Genomic DNA, 18,137 nt, shown 5'->3' with positions numbered 1-18,137 from the left:
CAACCTGCAGCTAGGGATGCCTTAGATTTAAGTGGACACCATCGCCTCAAGCTACGGTGTCAGGAAACGTGTTGCCCTGACGGTTAGACAGCTGTCGATTTATGACATAGCAAATAGCATTTACATGTATTTTGTTATAGGTACGACGCGGGTGTTGTCGAAAGCTCGCTTACTGTCTCCACAAGGAGGGATAGTCCTCCCTCCCTACGGTAACCAGCCAGTGTTTTTCAGCAATTTATCCGTGCATTCAATTTGTTTGTGCTCATACGCAGTAAACCCTGAGTTAGCTTACGCATTTGTCAGGTAGGGTCGGCCACGCAGAGAGATGGCCTATACACCAAGGCCATCTTTCCTTCGAGTCAGCGTAGATAAATCGATCGTACGGTTTAATGCCTCTGATCTCTTTGCAAACTTCGCCTTTTTTATGTCCTCAAACGCGATAGAGCCTAATAGGTTTTTTACTCGAGTGTCTGCGGCCATATCGGAGAGAAGCTGACCTACTGTTTTCCATTTCTTAGCACCTCGCTTATCACGAAGCCCCTTTCCATCAACAAAACTCAAGATTACGTCAATGCTTCTGGTGCTCAAGCCGATCGCATCACTATGGTATATGAACCTTGCTCCTGGAAGTGATAGGGAGTTGTCACTGCCTTCACCACGGTTCACTTCAATTCTTATAGGTTCGTAAATATTTTTATCGCTCTCACCCTCATCTAACCAGCTATCCCATTCATCCTGAACAAAGTATTCTTCGCTACCGGACAATAGATTACTTAGGTCGTTGCTGTAAGAAAGTATTAGTTGGTGTTTGGTGCGTGTCATGGCGACATAGAATTTTGAGATGTCTCTGAACTGCTCCTCTTTAGGTGCCGCCTGGTCAGGTAATACTTCCTCCGAGCAGTTAAGGATTACCACATAGTCAAACTCAAACCCTTTTGTTTGTTCTAAGTCTGAAAGGAAGATGTCACTGATGTCGATGTCTATTGCGCCATCTAGTAGTGGGATTCCCACTCGATCAGCTAGAGTTTTAACTTCATAGCTAGTGAAGCCACAATACGCAATACAAGCTTTTCGACCTGGATGTCTTAGGATTTCATCCTGCAGATAGCGTAACGCGTATGAAAATTCGTGCCCGAGTGATTTGGCTTCTAAGATGAGAGGGGTCGTACCACTTCTGTCTGCCAATTCTGGGTCAAGCAACTCGTAATCTTCTAGTGGTTGATGTTCAGCGTTGTAATGCTGCTTAAGAATGTGGTAGGCCGCTCTTAGAACGTCTTTAGTGTTCCTATAATTTTTCTTAAGTGCTAATGATCGAGTCCCGCACTCGATCCCAGCTAATCTCATGCTCTGTCTTTTGGTCTGAACTTTCTGAGCCGCATCGCCACACAAAAATAAGTCGTTCTTCCCAGGTAAAGTTAGTGATCGAATGACCTCTAGCTCAATGGTTCCAAAATCTTGGCACTCATCGATGATCATTGAGCGGTGGCGAGCGCTAAACTGTTCTTTATATTGATATAGCTCAGTAGCTAAGCCTAGATAGTCACAGATTCCGATATCTCGCATTTTCTTTTCCCACAACTCAAGTCCTTGCAGTATCAGAGTTCGGAAATCCGCATCAAACGGAATCACTCGACCTTCCCGCTCGGTCTTTAAGTATTCGTGGCGACGCGCTCTGGGGAATGCTGATCTTATCCAATCGAACTCTTCCCGGATATAGTGTTCTGAGTTGATGCCGCGCTGAATCAGTGTTTTATGTATTGGAAGCAATACCTTTGCATCTTCGTTGTTTAGCTCGCATCTATAGAATTCTGTCCAAACTTCATCAATATGCTCTTCACTTTTCCATGTTCTATCATCATATATTTTTTGATTTTGAGGTTCGTATTCGGCTAAAAGCTTTTGGCATAGCTTGAAAAACGGTTGGACGTCGATTCTTTCGGAGAGTTCAACTGGTGCGGCGGCTTTCACCAAGCTTTCAATAAGGTGTGCCAGCGGTTTATTAAGTGTGATAACAAGAATTCTTTCATCTGGGTATTCGGTCGCCAACCAAATTGCACGTCGAACTACCACGCAGGTCTTGCCTGAGCCAGATACCCCGATTAATTTAGCAGGGCCAGTTAGATTGGCAGTTGCAATTTTTTCCTGTTCAGGGTGCATAAACAACATCCAACTTTTATAATCACCCCCCATCATCACTTGATCGGCTCGAGCCAAAAATTCTTTATCGTCAGGTTTGAACTCGATGAACGCGTCGCCAAATCGTACTTTTTGAACTTCCTCGGGTGGCAGCTCGTCAATTTCTCGGCTATCTCCTAGAAAAAGCCTTAATCTATCGTTTGCAGCGCTGATGTTGTCGGAGCGAATAAGAACCAGTGCATCATATAGTGCTGTCGCATGCTCTTCTCCCTCAATGCGGACTACAATATTGAATATTTCCTCCTCTGTATGAGCTCCTGTGAGTGCTTCAATGTCTCTGCAAATGGCTCTGGATACACCTTCAAGTGCTCTATCGAAAAGTTCAGAAGGTTCGAAAAGCGTGAAAAGTTGCTCGGAGTGAAAGGATAGATCGTTGCCTGCTGAGATCCTTTCGTCCGAACTGACTGAAGCGGGTACGAAGTTGACTACTAGTTGTTTGTTTACACTAAATTTTACATCCTTATTTCTCTCCAGCCATTTGTCGGCATCTTCATGATTTCCAAGAAATAAGAAAAACACAACCTTTTCATCTTGTACTGTAATTAATCTAGCACGGCCAGCAAGATCATACTTGATGCATTTATCAATTCTGGTTTCGCCATGGTTTGTGACCTGGAGTCCTTCGAATGGATCTTGTTCTAAAGCGATTCTGCCAAACATAGCTTGAACTAGTATTGCCGCTTTTTGACTAGAGCCTCCAGCTTTTACCATTTTTTGTATATTTGTACGGAATTCCCTATGTTCTACGTATCTGATATCGCTCATTGCTCGCTCGAATTATCCGAATATAAACTACAAAGCTCCATTGGGAGTGCTGTTCAACGTAGCGCAGTCCTTTTGGCGATATCCTTTTGATATCACGACCGAGCTTGCTTTGGAAGCGAAAGAGCTTGCGGGGTTCTCTTCAATCGCTGCTTGTTTTGTACTCAGCCTGATCAACTGCAAGGCCCATTGACAGGAGGTCGCACGATCCGAGCGCTACTATCCATGCCCGCGTTGATCTTTTGGTCGAGAGGACTGGCTCGCCATGCATGCCATTTGCAGCTTTTTCTGAACCAGGTGCGGCCTGCCTTGGGTCGCGAAAAAACGCGGCGTCATTTGTTCCCAATTTGAAGGTGGGTGAACTAACTTCGGTATTCTGGGGGCGAGTCATCGCATGCTCATAGCTAAGCTGCGGGGTGAAATAAATGGATAGGTCGCCTCTTCGGGCCAATGTGCCCGGCTCACCAAATCAGCCGAGCATCTCCTTAATGATGGATGCAACGTTCTTGGCATCGTCAATCCCTCGGTGATAGGTACCCTGCCAAACCAGTCCCAACGACTCTACCGTGTGCTTCAGTGATTTCGGTCGATCGTCATATAAACCGGCATGCCATTTCCTGGCATTGAAGTGTGGCATGCCTTCGAGCAGGGGAGGGCAGGCAGCAAAGCCAGCATCGCGCTCAAGCTGCCTTGCATCGTAGTCACCCCATGACGCCCAGGCTGCGTTTGGAAACCGCGTAGCAAACGTTCGTAGCTCTTCGCCAACCTCTTGATAGGTTCGGGCGCCGTCCACGTCTGCTTGTTGGATGGAGGTGAGTTTTTTGCAGAAAGCGGTCAGGGTAGGGTTGATCTGGGGCCGAACGAAACGCTGGAACTCATCGACGATCTCCAGCGACTCCAAATCGATCACTACCAGGCCAATCTCAATCGTTTCCATCTGATCAGGGACGACTGCGAGAGGCCTTGGCGATTCAGACTCATCAACCTCATCAACCTCATCAACCTCATCACAGGTTGCCTCAAGGTCGACGCAATAGAGGTAGCGGTATGGCGCTAGCAGGTTTTGAATGGCTTGAAGGTGAAGCAGCTTTGCTTCAATGCTCATGGGAAGGAAATCCTAACTATGGTCTGTCCAAGCTACATCGACACGTGCATACAGACACGTTTTGACGGAGTCGTTTGTACTGCTTCTGTTCCGACGTAGGGCTTCGGAGCTAAAGCTTCTTTGTCTTTCGTTCCTTCGGGCTAGAGCCCGGCTAGATCTCACGTCGTCGGATGCTAGTCACTAACTGTTCGCTTGGGACATTGGCCTGTTGGTGAAGGTAGAGCGTTCACAGGGCCTGATGAATATTTCCAAAGTAATGTGCGTTGCATCCGCGAAGAATGCGGAAAGGGGCGGGCATAAGCGTTTTCATTCACCCATTGAACGACTAGCGCTGCCGGTATCCGCAGAGTTCTCATAAGTAATGCTGTTGACATACCAAATGGCCTCGCCGGTAGGGGTCTGCACCACAGCCTCGTCACCTTGCCCCTTCTTTAGCAGCGCTCGGGCCATGGGCGAGTCGATTGAGATGTAGTCGTTGCGCCCGTAAATTTCGTCGTAGCCCACGATTCGGAATTTCTTGAGCTCTCCTTCGTCATTTTCAACCTCTACCCAGGCTCCAAAAAACACCTTTCCCTCCTGCTCTGGGGAATAGTCGACGACCCTGACGTCCTCCAAGCGTTTACGCAAATATCTAACCCGTCGATCAATCTCTCGCAGCAGCTTTTTGTTGTATTGGTAGTCGGCGTTTTCGCTCCGATCCCCAAGGGAAGCGGCCCAAGTGACTTTCTGGGTGATCTCGGGACGGTACACGCGCCACAGGTGATCAAGCTCTGCCTTGAGGGTGTCGTAGCCACCGCGAGTGATGATGTTTGTGGCCAAAGCGGCCTCCTTTTGACGAATTACGCTACTGATCGATGGCTGCGCAGGGTGGTTCACACGAGGATGTCTGCATTTCTTGAATGCTCTTGGAATGCCCCCTTGTTCGAAGCTCAGAGCCTATCATGTGGTCATTTTTTCCGGGTGAGATTGCCTATTCACGACCCTGTATTGACCGGCTACGGAGTCATCGGAGCGAAGCAATCGGAAGGGGCTTGCATCGAGTATGTGAGCGGCAGCCAGGTGTGCCATTCCATTCGCCAGGTGAGCTACAAGGCAAATGATATGCCGCTGCGGGAGAAAGACCCCCGTTAGTCAAGCTGACTTTTGAAGAGGCGGTCGAGCGAGTAGCCGGAAGGCAAGTGGGGGTGGATGGCGGATTGCCACTTGCTCGTCCCGGCGAGCCTCTCCATCATCAGGGGTTCTTGATTAAGGAGCTCATCACATGGAAATGACCTCGCTGAGGCTACTTCACTGCAGTATGATTTCGATCGGCAGTGACATGCAGCAATTTTTGGTGAGAACAGGTGCGGCGAGCTTCGATTGCCTGTTTTCCACGCGAGACACGCCTTTTGTTCTCACGCTCACGGCCCGAGGGAAAGCCCGAGGGTTCTTCCGATTTGACGTTCTTGCAGGCTATCGGATTCGAGATTTCCTAGGTGACATGTACGGTGATCTCGTTGAGGTTCTCAAAGAGGACGGTTCTAGTGGGAAACGACTGATACCCAAAGAATTCCTGGCCGAACTTAACGATGCCATTCCCACCCAAGCCACTGTAAAGGCCAATCCGAAGCCATCAGAAATCGTGCGCTTGCGCCCCGACATTATCGAGGACAGAGAAAAGCCTTACTTCAACTGCTGGTCATACTGGACGCAAGGCCAGAGGCCCAGTGCTGAGAACCAGCACAAAACTTTGCTTCTCTTGGGCCCTGATGCCTTACGCCATAGCCAGGAGCGGAGTGCTTCTTCACGTTGGAGCTCTACCGAAACTGGCGGCTCATGGACTAAAGATCTGTCGAACTAGCCAGCCGAACTGCCGGGCGCTGGGCACGTACCTATTGGGGCTGGAAAGAATTTCCAATAGGTACCGAGCGCTTTCGCGAGAGGCGATAGCCTAGGCACACTTTCTCCAAACAGGTATACCCGAGTGTCCCACGCACCCACCCAAGCTGTTCAGCATTGCGAAACCCTTCTGCGCAATATGATGGAAGACCTCCAAGCCAAGGGGATTTGGCCGAACGTCCAGAGCATCATTGATAGCATGCTCAAGCGCCGTATTGAGCTGGTAGAGGTATATGAAGAGGTGCACGCCATGTTGGCCCACACGCCACGAGGCCTTTATATATTCTGGGATGTTTTCGTCCATTCCGCTGATGGCTGGAACCCAGAGAAGAACCGACGTGCCCGTCGGGCACGTGAAGAACTGATAGGGGTCAACGCTCGAATCAGTGAGCTCGCCGATCAACTGGCAGCGCTGCTGGATCGGCGTGATGAGCTTCATAACTACTCCGGTTTTGGTTCCAATACCCAACACCACATCCTGGATATTGTGCATGAAGCGGCGGAGCACAATTACCACTACGAGAGCTACGTGAAGGAAGAGCTGGATCGCATTCAAAACCAGTACGATTTCAAGTATTGGCCTCCATTGAGCGATGTGATCCAGGCTATCGGTAGCGATGCCGAAATGGCCGAGGTTACTGCTAACGATCCGGCTACCGAAGCCGCCACTACAAGTCGGAAGTCGGGCCGCTCAGATTTTATAAAAGCGTTCCTGGGTCGTATCGATGACAACCGGGTGCGGGAGTGCGGCTTCATACCTAACAGCTTCGCGCTCTCTGATGGCAGCTTGGCATCGCTCGTGAACTGTGGTCTTGATTTGGCTGTTGATGAGCTGGTGGATGCCGACTTTATCAAGCGGTTTCGGCAGCGGCAGCGGCAGGCGAAAAAGGCCTGACTGCAAGTCGAGCCTGAGGTGCACAGTATGGGATGTGCTAGAAGCAGAGCAGCCTGGCAAATGGAGCAAAACATAGGGCTGCGCTGCGACATGGTGGGTTATGGATGAATGGCGATCTTGTAATACCTACAGATGCTGAATTTCCCAACCCTGCTCGCGAAGCTGCAGGCAGTTGGCTTCGAACTCTTCTCCCTCGCCAAGCGTCCGCTTACTTATAGCCAAGCACAGCAGGTGAGTCGGGCGGGTCATCGCCACATACATGGCAAGCAAGCGCTGACTAATCCTTTTTTGGGGCCTGACACTCCCATGGCTTTTTTGCCCGGCAGCCCAGGGTAACAGGCTAGCAATGAAGTGCCCGAAGTTATAGGTTTCGAGCACAAGCGTCGCAGTATGGGTCTGCCCCTTGCTCGAATGAATAGAGCCGAGCTTGATGTCCAACACTCCATGGTCTTGAGCGCTTCGGAAGGTATTCACTGCACGCTGTACAGCGCGTTCCTGCAGAGCCTCCAAGCCTTCCGGTACCCAAGCAAGGTAGCCCTGCGCTGCCTCGGGTTGTTCATCCACTCCAGCAAGAACAGATGCCAAAGCCCAGAAGCGCTGAGCGAAGGATGCCCAGTTGTCGACACTGATGGTATTTGAGGCGAAGAGCAGATCGACCACCAACTGTTGGTAGCTCGCCAAGTCACTCAGCTCGATGAGTAACTGTTGAACTTGGACGTGCTGTCGACTTCCCACTTTGATTTTGGTGGTGAGATTGGAAAGGTTTACCAGGTGGAGAAGGCCCTTAGCGATCTCTTCTACGCTGTGGTGAGCAGTATCGTTTTTGACGAGATTACGCTTGGCTTGGCGAACACGCTCAATCAACGTTGGCGGACGGTACGCTACTAGACCTGCGCTGCGATCATAACCTTCCCAATAATGCCCGACCGTTTTTGGGTAATGGATCGGGTCAGTGTCGTCGGGGTCGATGTCTTTATGGGTATAGCCAAGGGCAGTGACTGTGGCCTTGTCGTGTAGAGATACTGGGAGCTGTTGGAATGCCAGGCGGGCATAAGCATCCAGTTCAGAGCTACAGTCACCATCAGGAAAAACGAAAATGGTGTGGCGAAGAGGCCCTTCGTCACCTACGTTGCGCCGCCCTGAAAGCCTGCCTGCGACGGCATGGAGCGCAAAGGGATTTGCCAACATCGCAATCGACTCATCGAAGCGGAAGCTGCTGGAGATCTCGACTGCGCGACTTCGATCCGGAAAGTCACTGCCATTGGTGTTGGCGTCCGACTCAAAAATCGCCTGATTGGAATCACCAACCCTTGTCACGCAAATCTCGGTGTTATCGCGGGGGAAAATGGCGCTCAGGTACTCGTTCTGCATCGCCGAAGTATCCTGCATCTCGTCGATGAAGGCGCATGGAAAACGGTGCTTCAACCCCTCAGCTACGCTTGGTCGTGCAGCCAGCTGAGCACTCCCCAGCACGAAGATCTCGTCGTAACAAAAGTAACCGCGCTTGGCCGTGTCGACGACTGCCCTAGCCATGATTTGGTAGCTTTGAGTATCTGGCCCGCAAGGGAGGTTACCTTTGGCGACCTTGATGCGAGGGTTGGCAAAGTCTGCATTGGCTAGCCGCAGCAATGTGGTGTCGAACGTTCTGCGGGCCAAGAATTTGCCCAGAAATCTTTTGTCCTCCCCTGGCAAAGACCTCGAGCGCATCCGGTGGGTCAGCTCATCATCGATCGCGGTGAAGCGGTATTGAGCGGAAAGGAGCCAAGGTGTGGCGAGGAAGCGCCTGACAAAACCATGAATTGTGTCGATGTAGTGAGGGTAACTCAGCAGTCGCCGACCAACTTCGGTGTTTCCTAGGCGCTGCTCGATTTCATGTCGAGCGACGTTGGTGTGAGACAACACGCAAATTCCACGTGTGCGGCTTTTCCATTTGCGAGCAAGAATTGCGAGCTTGGCGACCACCAGTGTGGTTTTGCCGCTCCCTGGGCACGCCGACACATCGAGCGTTTCCTGCGATCGAAGAAATGCCAGACGCTGCTCATCCAGACCCTCAAGATCCATAAGTTCTGAGACCCAGTCGATGTCCTCGTCGGTGATTTCGGGCACCAGCTCGCGGAAAGCGATCATAGGATCTGCCTTTGCGATTGCTCTTGGGAAGGATGGTGTTGATCGGAGGCTATTTCTAAGCGAGAGGTAACATAGGTGATTGCCTCAACGAGGTAGTCTGGGAGCCGTTCTTCTAAGCCCTCACGAGTCACTACTATCCTTTGATAGCGCTGCTCCAAAATGTCCACTAGGTACTGAGCCGTGATCGCCTTGGAGGCTACCTTGCGGTGGAATAGGGCATAGATGGTCGAACTTATTTGCTCAGCCGACATGCTCGAGCTTGCAAGGCCTTCATATTCGGCCATGGCCAGTTCAATCACCTGATCATGCGTTTCCCGAGCAGCATGAATTGCATCATCCCTTGCCGCCAATCGTGCGGCAACGAGAAGCTCACGTGCCATGCCGCTGAAGGCAAGGTCGTATTCCAGTGTCCATTGTCCCGCCACGAACGTTTGTACGTTCTGCTCGTCGTTCGCTTTGCGCGAGTTTTTCCGCTCAGCCAAACGTTGAAGCCGAGTTTCGTCATCAGCGCCGAAGTCGCGGGTCGCTCGCCACTTACGGCGTCCAACCTCCCACTTCGGGTCGCCTTCATTTTCGACCAAACCCAGAATTTGTGGTGCGCAATTCGGCATGACGTCCATGTCCGAGATGCAGGCTACAGGAATGTTCAAAACGCCGTGTTCAGGGTGCGCACGTTGAAGGATCCGAGCATAGCGACCGAGACCAACACCTCCGACATTCACCACCGAGACGCCATGTCGGGTCAAATCTCTTTCGAGCAGCTTCGCAAGTGCTGGTAACAGGATGGCTTCAGCATCTCCCTCGACGATGAGTACACCACGTGCGAAAAACAAATTCGCTTTGGTCACGTCCAGAAACCGGGCAAGGAACCGATAGTCTCCTTCATCCAGTTTCGTGTGATGCTTGCCGAGCGAGTAAGCCTTGCGACCGTGCATGAGCACTAGATTATCTAGGGCAATCTTGGAACTGAGGTTGGGGCTATGGGTGGTAAGGATGACTTGCACGGGCCGCGCTTGGTCTTCCTGGTTAACCTCATCTGCACTCGATCCATCATCGTCAGATGGGAGCGCTGACGGAGCTGCGGAACCTTCGTTCCATGGCAGCGAGTCTTCTTCCCGCCCATCGACCACCATCGGTTGAGTGACTTCGAGGGAGCTTGGTTTGGGCGTTGCTGCAGCAGTCAAAAACTCCATCAGGCGCAGTTGTCGCTGTGGATGAAGATGGGCCTCGGGCTCTTCGATAAGCAATAACGGCAGTCCATCGGGCTCCTTGCCAAGCAGTAGGAGCTCACAGGCCATGAACAATAGATTGTTAGAGCCCAGGCCGTACTCCCCACGAGCCTCACGTGACCCTTGGTCGAGCAGGCTCAGTTCCATGCGTTCTAGGATCTGTCTTAGGCGAGCCGACTCCGAGCTCCCCTCAACGAAATTGATCCGTCCATGTAGCTCATCACCTTCCAGCGAAAGGTGGGACAGGTAGTTGTCGTTGACCGAGTCCTGGGCGGAGGTCACACCTGGATGCATGTTCACCAAATGCCGTATATACCCAGCCAATCCAGCGAGGCTCAGCGACTCAGGGTTTGCAAGCGGCTGGTCGACATCGAAGCCACTCCCGTCCTTGATGCTGGGGAAGTTTTTGAGCACTTGTGAGAGGCGTGATCCACGCCCTGGAGACATTTCCCGTGTGGCATCGCGAAGGGGGCGCAGGTATGCAGCAGCTAGCAGTTGGCGGACGTTGGTATCGATGCTTGGGCCACCGCCGCTATGGCCACTGCGCACAGCAATATCAACCCAACGACGTGCGAGGACGTCGTCCGAGAGTTTTCGTGCTGTCCAGTGAACGTAAACGACCGCATCACCACCGTTGAACGTGACGTACTCCGACAGCGCCCCCTGATCCGCGACAGACAAATCTGCAAACTTGGCCACGATCGTAATCTGACTCGCCTGAGGCCCTTCATCAGGGATGTGGAAGTCTTCGGGCTGCAAGCGTACGTACTCTCCGTCACGCGTCTGGAGGACGAATCGCAGGGCATCGATGACCGATGATTTTCCCGCGTCGTTCTCTCCTACCAGCGCAGTAACGCCCTTGTTGAATTCGATGAAAAGGCCGTTCGGGTCGGCGCCGAACTGACGGAAATTCTGAACCTTCAGTGCTGACAAATACATCCGTGTGTTCCTATCACAGAGGCTTGTGGTGCATAGGCCGGTCAGCGAATAGTACTGGAAACCGTGCAGGCTATTTGCCTGTTGCTGAAATTCCGGTGGACGCATTGCAAATCTGCGGCTGTCTCGATAGTCTCTGAGTTGCGCAAGGTAGGCGTACCTCACCCGTCAGTGAAAGCTCGAAAGGGCACTACCTGTAACAGCACGATCTCCTAGGCCATGATTTTTTGCGGCCCCAGTTAGACGTAGGCGGGTGGCGTTGATCATGGGGTTGGAGAAAATTATGAGCACACCATCCTCGCTCCCAGAGCGTGTCAGCGTCACCAAGACCCTGCCGAAGACAATCCAGGGCATCAAGAAACGAGCCAAGAAAATTTGTCTGCCCGGTCAAAAGCATGCTGAGGCGCTTGACATCGTTGCACGCGAACTCGGTTATCGCGATTACTATCAGGCACAGCAGAAGCTGGCATCAGGGGAAGCATTGCCAGAAACGGCAGTGCACCAAAGCCGGCACTCAGTCTTCCTCTCCGCTTATTGGCGGGACACGGACACCAGACCTCGTTCGGCGGGTTGTGAAACGCTGGAGGTCTTTCTGCCTCGTCCGCTGAACACCATCGTGTCGAAGCATCAGGCAACCTACGCCCGTAACCTTGAGGGGTTCCGGCAAGAAGCGCCGGATCACCTTGAAATGATCTCCAACGCGAGCAGCCAGGCTCGGGCTTGGGAGCTCCTGGTGCGGGCAGCGCTGACTTTGCAGTTCATGGAGGTGAGTGGACTGCGCCCGGCAACCTCCCAAAAGGAAAGGCAAGCGCTTGAGCTTCTAACGGGTTTTCCATCGAAAGATCACGCTTCTCTGTGGATCGACTCCGCGTCGGGCATTTGGGTAGCGTTGGATGAACCTTATGGGCACGTGAATGAGTTGTCGATGGTCGAGAAGCGCGCCGCTTGGATCACAGAAAAGTCTCTGCACCTGACCAAGCCAGCATGGGCGGGTTTGTACTACCCGGACAATGCGCTACCACATCTAATCTCCCCGGCAGAGGACTTGTTGCGCAAAGTTACCGTAAGCCTTGAAGGGCTTTCGCCAATTGCGGCGGTGCCATCCGAGGAGCAACCGTGGACTGGTATTTCCGAACCTTACAACGCTCGGTTCACCAGCCCCGCGAGGAAAGCGGGTGGTGTTGCGCGGCGGGCTCGACCAGGTACTACCTATGGTTTTAGCAAAGGCGCAGTCGAGTATCACCGGGAAGCCGGGTATCCATCGCTCTGGCGACCAGAGAAGCCATTGAGCCAGACAGATCACAAGCGGATCGGGACGGAGCTTCAGTGCCTGATGATCTCGCCGATGCCCTTCAAGGCCTATCAGAAAATCCGCACGTGGTGCTCGACCCTGGAAAACTGGATGTACTCGGAGTACCGGGAGGCAGACCGTGAGAAGAGCTTCGACGATACCTACTATGGCGGGGAACCTTCCGTTTACGCCACGGTGCTGGATCAAGTCTCCGCTCTGAAGCGTATTCGCGAGATCGTTATCGATGGGTACTCGGAGTGCAAGCCCCGCAGAGACCTGTTGAAAGATCTAGAAATTGCCACAGCAATCGTCGAAGGACAGGCCACTAAGTAGTCTCGTCACACTGCCAATCCAGCCGTCTACCGCCTAGGAGAGCTATGGTGGTAGACGACTTTCATCGCACAATTTTGGCTGGCAATATGGTTGAATGTGTTTGTGATCGATGCCGATGATCGTTTGAGCTGGCGGTGGTCTCGGCGTTCGACGAAGCATGCGAGGATCGATGGCTGAGAAGCCGACTTGTGATCGTTTTTGGGATTGATCCCGGGCGACACATCAATCGTTCCTGGGCACCAATGTGCTGAATGAGTGACCTGAGTAAAAATATTTTGCTGAAAAGAGAGATTTTTTTTCACTCAAAATAGTATGTTTTGTTGAGTATGTGTACTATTGGGAGATGCCCGTATTTAAAGGGCTGCGTGGAAGATAGTATGGGTGGTGCGGTGCTTGCTTGTATTCGGCGTTTTCCGAACGATCGCCCTGGGCTGCCGCTTCGCTGACTGCTTGCGTCACCTGGGGGCGGCGTACGTGCCACAGTTCATGAAACTCGGCGCGCATCCGCGCTTCACCTTCAGGGGTGATCAGCGCGGTTCCGGCGGTACGGGGAGGGCGATAACGGCTCATGGCAACTTTTCTTCGAATCAGGAGCGCTTGAGTCTATCAACCCTCGCGCAGGACTGTCAGGGGGCTGGCATTCAGGGCGCGCCGGGTGCCGAACACACCAGCACCGCCGATCAGCACTGCGCCGATCAGCGGCAGTACCAGCAGCCATGGGTGCGGATGCCAGGGCAGGTCAAAGGCGTAGCGGTAGAGCACCAGGCTGACGACTTCCGAACCGAGTGCCGCGAGCAGGCCGCTCACCGCGCCAAGCAACCCGAACTCGATCCGTCGTGCCTTCACCAGCAGTTGCCGTTCGGCCCCCAGTGCGCGCAGCAGGGCACCCTGGCGGATGCGTTCGTCCAGGGTCGCCTGCAGGCCGGAAAACAACACCGCCATCCCTGCCGCCAGGACAAACAACAGCACGTATTCCACAGCCAGGGTGACTTGGGCGAGGATGCTGCGCAATTGCGCCAGCAGCGCTTCGACCTGCAGGATCGTCACCGCCGGAAAACTGCGCGACAGGTCGACGATCTGCTGGTCATGCCCTGCCGCCAGATAGAAGCTGGTCAGGTAGGTGGCGGGCAAATCCTTCAGGGTGCCTGGCTGGAAAATCATGAAGAAGTTCGGCTGGAAATTATCCCAGTTGATCTCCCGCAGGCTGGTGACTTTCGCCTCGCGATTGGCCCCGCCGACGGTAAAGACCAAATGGTCGCCGAGCTTGAGCTTCAGGCTTTCGGCGACCTTGCCCTCCACCGACACGCCGGGGATATCATCCGGCGGTTGCTCTGGCCACCAATGACCGGCGGTGATCTTGTTGCCCGCAGGCAGGTCTGCCGCCCAGGTCAGGCTCAGGTCACGCTGGATCGCCCGGTCGCCTGCCGATTCCTTGGTGACGATTTGCTGCACCGGTTCGCCATTGATGCTGATCAGCCTTCCGGGGACTACCGGATACAGGGGGGCCGATTGCGCCGACAACGAGATCAGGCGGTCGGTAAACGCCTGCTTGTCAGCGGGCAGGATGTTCAGGGCAAAATAGTTCGGTGCGTTCCTGGGCAGCTGGTTCTGCCAGGTGTCCAGCAACTCGCCGCGCAGCAGGGCGATCAACGCCATCGACAGCAGGATCAGACCGAATGCCAGGGACTGCCCTGCGGCTGCCAGCGGATGACGCAGCAATTGGCCCAGCCCCAGGCGCCACGGCAGGGAGGCACGAGCCAGCAGGCGTCGCAGGCTTTTCAATAGCAGCAACAGCAAGCCACCCAATATCAGTGCCGCGACCACGCCGCCGCCGAGCAGGGCGAAGGTCAGTAGCAAGTCCAGGCTCAGGCGCCACATGATCAGCCCGAGGGCACCCAATGCGGCGCCGTAGACCATCCAGGTGCTGGAGGGTATCGGCAGCATGTCCCGCCGCAATACGCGCAAGGGTGGAACCCGACCCAGCGCCGCCAGCGGTGGCAGGGCAAAACCGGCCAGGGCCACCAGTCCGGTGCCGATACCGGCGATGGCCGGGAACAGGCCGCCCGGTGGCACGTCGGTCGGCAACAAATCATGCAGCAGGGCAAACAGTCCCAGTTGCGCCAGCCAACCGATGGCGGCGCCAATGAGGCTGGCGAGCAGGCCGAGTATGGTCAGCTGCAGGCTGAACAGCACCATGGTTTCCCGGCGGGACAGGCCAAGGCAGCGGAGCAGCGCGCTGGCATCGAAGCGGCGGGTGGCGAAGCGCGTCGCTGACAACGCTACGGCCACCCCGGCCAGCAATACCGCCACCAGGCTGGCCATATTCAGGTAGCGCTCGGCCTTGCCCAGTGCGCCGCCAATCTGCCGGTTGCCGTCGCGGGCATCCTGGATGCGCTGGTTGGCGGCCAGGCCGGGCTTGATCAGTTGGCGATAGGTCTCCAGGGCCGAGGCATCGCCGCGCCAGAGTTCGCGGTAGCTGACCCGGCTGCCAGGTTGCACCACGCCAGTGGCTTGCAGGTCACTGAGGTTGATCAACACCCGGGGTGTCAGGCTGTAGAAGTTGCCGGCGCGGTCGGGCTCGTAGGTCAGTACCCGTGCCAGCTTCAGGGTTTTCATGCCGACATCGATGCTGTCGCCGATCTTCAAGTCCAGCGCCGTCAGCAATCGCGCCTCGACCCAGGCCTCACCGGGTTTCGGCCCGCCGCCGGATTCTTCCGGGGCGAAAGGCGCAGGGGCGCTTTTCAGTTCCCCGCGCAGTGGGTAGACGTCGTCTGCCGCCTTGATGCTGGAGAGCTGTATGCCGTTGTCCGTGGCGATAACACTGGAAAACTCCACCACCCGGGCGTGTTCGAGGCCAAGCTCGGTACCGCTTCTTACTTGCTCGGGGCGCGCTGGCGAGCTGCCTTCGAGCAGCAGGTCGGCTCCGAGAAACTCCGTGGCGCGCAACATCATCGCGCCATTCAGGCGCGCGCCGAAATAGCCGATGGCGGTACTGGCCGCTACCGCGACCACGAGGGCAAAAAACAGCACGCGCAGTTCACCGGCGCGGGCATCGCGCAACAGTTGACGGAGGGCGAGACTGAACAGGCGCAACAGCGGCAGGCGTGCCATCAAGGCTCCAGAGGGGCGACCAGCAGGCCGGCTTCAAGGCGGATCAGGCGCCGGCAGCGGTGTGCCAGGCGTTCATCATGGGTCACCAGCACCAGGGTCGTGCCGCGTTCCTGGTTGAGTTCGAACAGCAGGTCGCTGATGCGCTCGCCGGTATGGCTGTCGAGGTTACCGGTGGGCTCGTCGGCAAACAGCACGTCGGGTTCGGCCGCGAACGCCCGGGCAATCGCCACGCGCTGCTGTTCACCGCCGGAGAGCTGGCGTGGCGAGTGGGTCAGGCGTTGCCCCAGGCCGACCCGTTGCAACAGCTCGGTGGCGCGGCCACGGGCGTCCTGGCGGCCATCGAGCTCCAGCGGCAACATGACGTTTTCCAGGGCGTTGAGACTGTCGAGCAGTTGGAATGACTGGAAGACGAAACCCACGTGTTCGGCGCGGATGCGCGCACGTTGATCTTCATCGAGGTTGCTCAGGTCCTGGCCGGCGAGGGTGACTTCGCCGCTGCTCGGCAAGTCGAGGCCGGCGAGCAGGCCGAGGAGGGTGGACTTGCCCGAACCGGAGGCGCCGACGATGGCCAGGCTGTCGCCCTTGTTCAGTTCCAGGCTGAGTTGGTGCAGGATGGTCAGTTCACCTTCCGCGCTGGGAACCACTTTGCTAAGGTTCTTCGCGGTGAGAATGCTTGCGCCCATGGAGAATCCGATGCGTGTGTGGTTTTTGAGTGCTGGCCTGGCCTTGATGTGCATGGCCCAGAACGCAGCGGCGGGTACAGTCCTGATCGTTGGCGATAGTATCAGCGCCGGTTTCGGACTGGATACCCGCTTGGGGTGGGTGTCGTTGCTCGAGCAGCGGCTCAAGCGCGAAGGTTTCGACGATAAGGTGATCAATGCGTCCATCAGCGGCGACACCAGTGCCGGCGGCCAGGCACGCCTGCCAGCGCTGCTTGCAGAGCATAAGCCTGAGTTGGTGATCCTCGAATTGGGGGGCAATGACGGCCTGCGTGGCTTGCTGCCAACACAATTGCAACAAAATCTTGCGTCGATGATTCAGCAGTCGCAGGACGCGGGCGCCAAGGTGCTGTTGCTCGGCATGCAATTGCCACCCAATTACGGTGCTCGATACACCAAGGCCTTTGCCGACGTCTACAGCAACCTGGCCGATGAGAAAAACATCCCGTTGGTGCCGTTTTTCCTCGACGGCGTGGGCGGTCATCCGGACCTGATGCAGGCCGATGGCATTCACCCGGCAGCCGGGGCTCAGGACAAGTTGCTGGAAAATGTCTGGCCTACGCTAAAACCACTGTTATGACACTTTTCTAGGAGCGGGCTTTCGGCTAAGGTGGCGCCCCCGATTTGGAGCCCCCGATGCCGCGTTCTGCCTGGTCACTTTATGCCTATCAACTGATCGAGCCTGACGAACAGCTGGATCTGTTCGCCTGCCAGGAAGTGCGGGTACACCTGGTGACCCGACAACTGGAGCTGGGCGGCTCGGCGGACCGGACCCTGTGCGGCAGCCTGCTGCCGGCTCAACCGCGTTGGTCGAACGTCGATCGCCGGGTGTTCCAGGACCAGCGCCTGTGTTCGTTGTGTCGGGCCATTCTTGAGTCGCAAAAGCGCGGCACGTCGCCGATCTGGCCGGAGTTGCGGTTCGAGCTTTGATCGTTTCTGCTTTGCTGTGGCTTGGGCATCGGATGAAAACCTGTGGGAGCTGGCTTGTCGGGTCGCCGCATCGCAGCGATGGCGGCCTGACAGCCGACCTGTATCCCGCAGATGTACTCCAATCAAACTGTGGGAGCGGGCTTGCTCGCGAAGGCGGCCTTATAGCCGACCTATGTTTTGTTGACTGCGTACATATCCATTGCTGCGGTAACGGCCGCTTATGGTTTCGCCCTTACGGCGAGTCCCTTTTTCAAGCGCCGGAGTGCCGGCCCAGCAAAAAGGCACCAAAAGGCTTTGCCCCACCACTCGGTCCCTCGCTAGGGCTCGGCATGCCCTCTCTCCGGCATTGCTCCGTGGGTCGCCGCGATGGGCCGTCCCTGGCCCAGCGCGGCTAAACCGGCGTCCTGCCGGTTTCCCCACTGCGCAATGCCTGCGTTCGGCCATCGTGGTTAATGGGGCGCCTGCGATCAACAGCAAAGCGAGGCGGCCTGGCTTGAAGTGAACTCGCTGATCGTTCCCACGCTCTGCGTGGGAATGCCGCCAGGGACGCTCCGCGTTCCGCTGACGACGCATTAATTGAGCCGTGCGCAACGGTGATGCGAAGCGTCACAGGAAGCCCTGTGTG

General features: G+C 55.2%; 12 protein-coding genes and 1 pseudogene. 5 read left to right on the top strand and 8 right to left on the bottom strand.

Annotated features, from left to right (window positions below; all coding sequences use genetic code 11):
* Positions 1–330: 330 nt before the first annotated feature.
* From PSUM_RS27300 to greB, 3 genes are all read right to left on the bottom strand, one after another.
* Positions 331–2,961: a 3'-5' exonuclease gene (locus PSUM_RS27300; protein WP_083349456.1), complete on the bottom strand. Its 2,631-nt coding sequence runs from the start codon at positions 2,959–2,961 to the stop codon at positions 331–333.
* 466 nt (positions 2,962–3,427) lie between these two features.
* Positions 3,428–4,063, bottom strand: coding sequence for a 3'-5' exonuclease (locus PSUM_RS27295; RefSeq protein WP_083349455.1), 636 nt, complete (start codon positions 4,061–4,063; stop codon positions 3,428–3,430).
* Between the two features lie 306 nt (positions 4,064–4,369).
* Entirely contained in the window at positions 4,370–4,882 is a 513-nt protein-coding gene (gene greB, locus PSUM_RS27290) for a transcription elongation factor GreB (protein WP_083349454.1), read from the bottom strand.
* 442 nt (positions 4,883–5,324) lie between these two features.
* On the opposite strand from greB, the gene PSUM_RS27285 reads away from it, so the two are divergent.
* Together PSUM_RS27285 and PSUM_RS27280 are read left to right on the top strand one after the other, a co-directional pair.
* Positions 5,325–5,903 carry a DUF6037 family protein gene (locus PSUM_RS27285; RefSeq protein ID WP_083349453.1) on the top strand — a complete coding sequence of 193 codons (579 nt, stop codon included), beginning with the start codon at positions 5,325–5,327 and terminating at the stop codon, positions 5,901–5,903.
* A 123-nt stretch (positions 5,904–6,026) separates the two neighbouring features.
* A complete protein-coding gene (locus PSUM_RS27280) occupies positions 6,027–6,836 on the top strand; it encodes a hypothetical protein (RefSeq protein WP_083349452.1) in 810 nt (269 codons plus the stop codon).
* Between the two features lie 126 nt (positions 6,837–6,962).
* Here the strand turns inward: PSUM_RS27280 and PSUM_RS27275 are convergent, their stop codons facing one another.
* Together PSUM_RS27275 and PSUM_RS27270 are read right to left on the bottom strand one after the other, a co-directional pair.
* Entirely contained in the window at positions 6,963–8,963 is a 2,001-nt protein-coding gene (locus PSUM_RS27275) for a UvrD-helicase domain-containing protein (protein WP_083349451.1), read from the bottom strand.
* A complete protein-coding gene (locus tag PSUM_RS27270) occupies positions 8,960–11,131 on the bottom strand; it encodes an ATP-dependent nuclease (protein ID WP_083349450.1) in 2,172 nt (723 codons plus the stop codon). The genes PSUM_RS27275 and PSUM_RS27270 overlap by 4 nt, the downstream gene beginning before the upstream one ends.
* Positions 11,132–11,411: 280 nt before the next feature.
* Between PSUM_RS27270 and PSUM_RS27265 the strand changes: the two genes are divergently transcribed.
* A complete protein-coding gene (locus PSUM_RS27265; RefSeq protein WP_231989882.1) occupies positions 11,412–12,752 on the top strand; it encodes a DUF5623 domain-containing protein in 1,341 nt (446 codons plus the stop codon).
* Between the two features lie 399 nt (positions 12,753–13,151).
* On the opposite strand, the pseudogene PSUM_RS27260 reads toward PSUM_RS27265, so the two are convergent.
* From PSUM_RS27260 to PSUM_RS27250, 3 genes and pseudogenes are all read right to left on the bottom strand, one after another.
* Positions 13,152–13,322: pseudogene (locus PSUM_RS27260) on the bottom strand (transcription elongation factor GreB); the annotation flags it as partial.
* A gap of 36 nt (positions 13,323–13,358) precedes the next feature.
* On the bottom strand, positions 13,359–15,863 hold the full coding sequence (locus tag PSUM_RS27255; protein ID WP_020795465.1) for an ABC transporter permease: 2,505 nt from the start codon (positions 15,861–15,863) through the stop codon (positions 13,359–13,361).
* On the bottom strand, positions 15,863–16,546 hold the full coding sequence (locus PSUM_RS27250; RefSeq protein WP_020795464.1) for an ABC transporter ATP-binding protein: 684 nt from the start codon (positions 16,544–16,546) through the stop codon (positions 15,863–15,865). Before PSUM_RS27250 ends, PSUM_RS27255 begins: the two co-directional genes overlap by 1 nt.
* A gap of 10 nt (positions 16,547–16,556) precedes the next feature.
* Here PSUM_RS27250 and PSUM_RS27245 point away from each other — a divergent pair, with 10 nt between their 5' ends.
* Both PSUM_RS27245 and PSUM_RS27240 read left to right on the top strand, forming a co-directional pair.
* Positions 16,557–17,162, top strand: a complete 606-nt coding sequence (locus PSUM_RS27245) for an arylesterase (protein ID WP_020795463.1) — start codon at positions 16,557–16,559, stop codon at positions 17,160–17,162.
* Positions 17,163–17,218: 56 nt separating this feature from the next.
* Positions 17,219–17,512 (top strand): hypothetical protein, encoded by a 294-nt coding sequence (locus PSUM_RS27240; RefSeq protein WP_008055299.1) that lies wholly within the window; start codon positions 17,219–17,221, stop codon positions 17,510–17,512.
* Positions 17,513–18,137 lie beyond the last annotated feature (625 nt).

This window comes from Pseudomonas umsongensis (genome assembly GCF_002236105.1).
In the GTDB taxonomy this organism is placed as follows: Bacteria; Pseudomonadota; Gammaproteobacteria; order Pseudomonadales; family Pseudomonadaceae; genus Aquipseudomonas; species Aquipseudomonas umsongensis.
The sequence above is the reverse complement of the archived record's forward strand: the minus strand, read 5'-3'. Positions and strand labels throughout refer to the sequence as shown.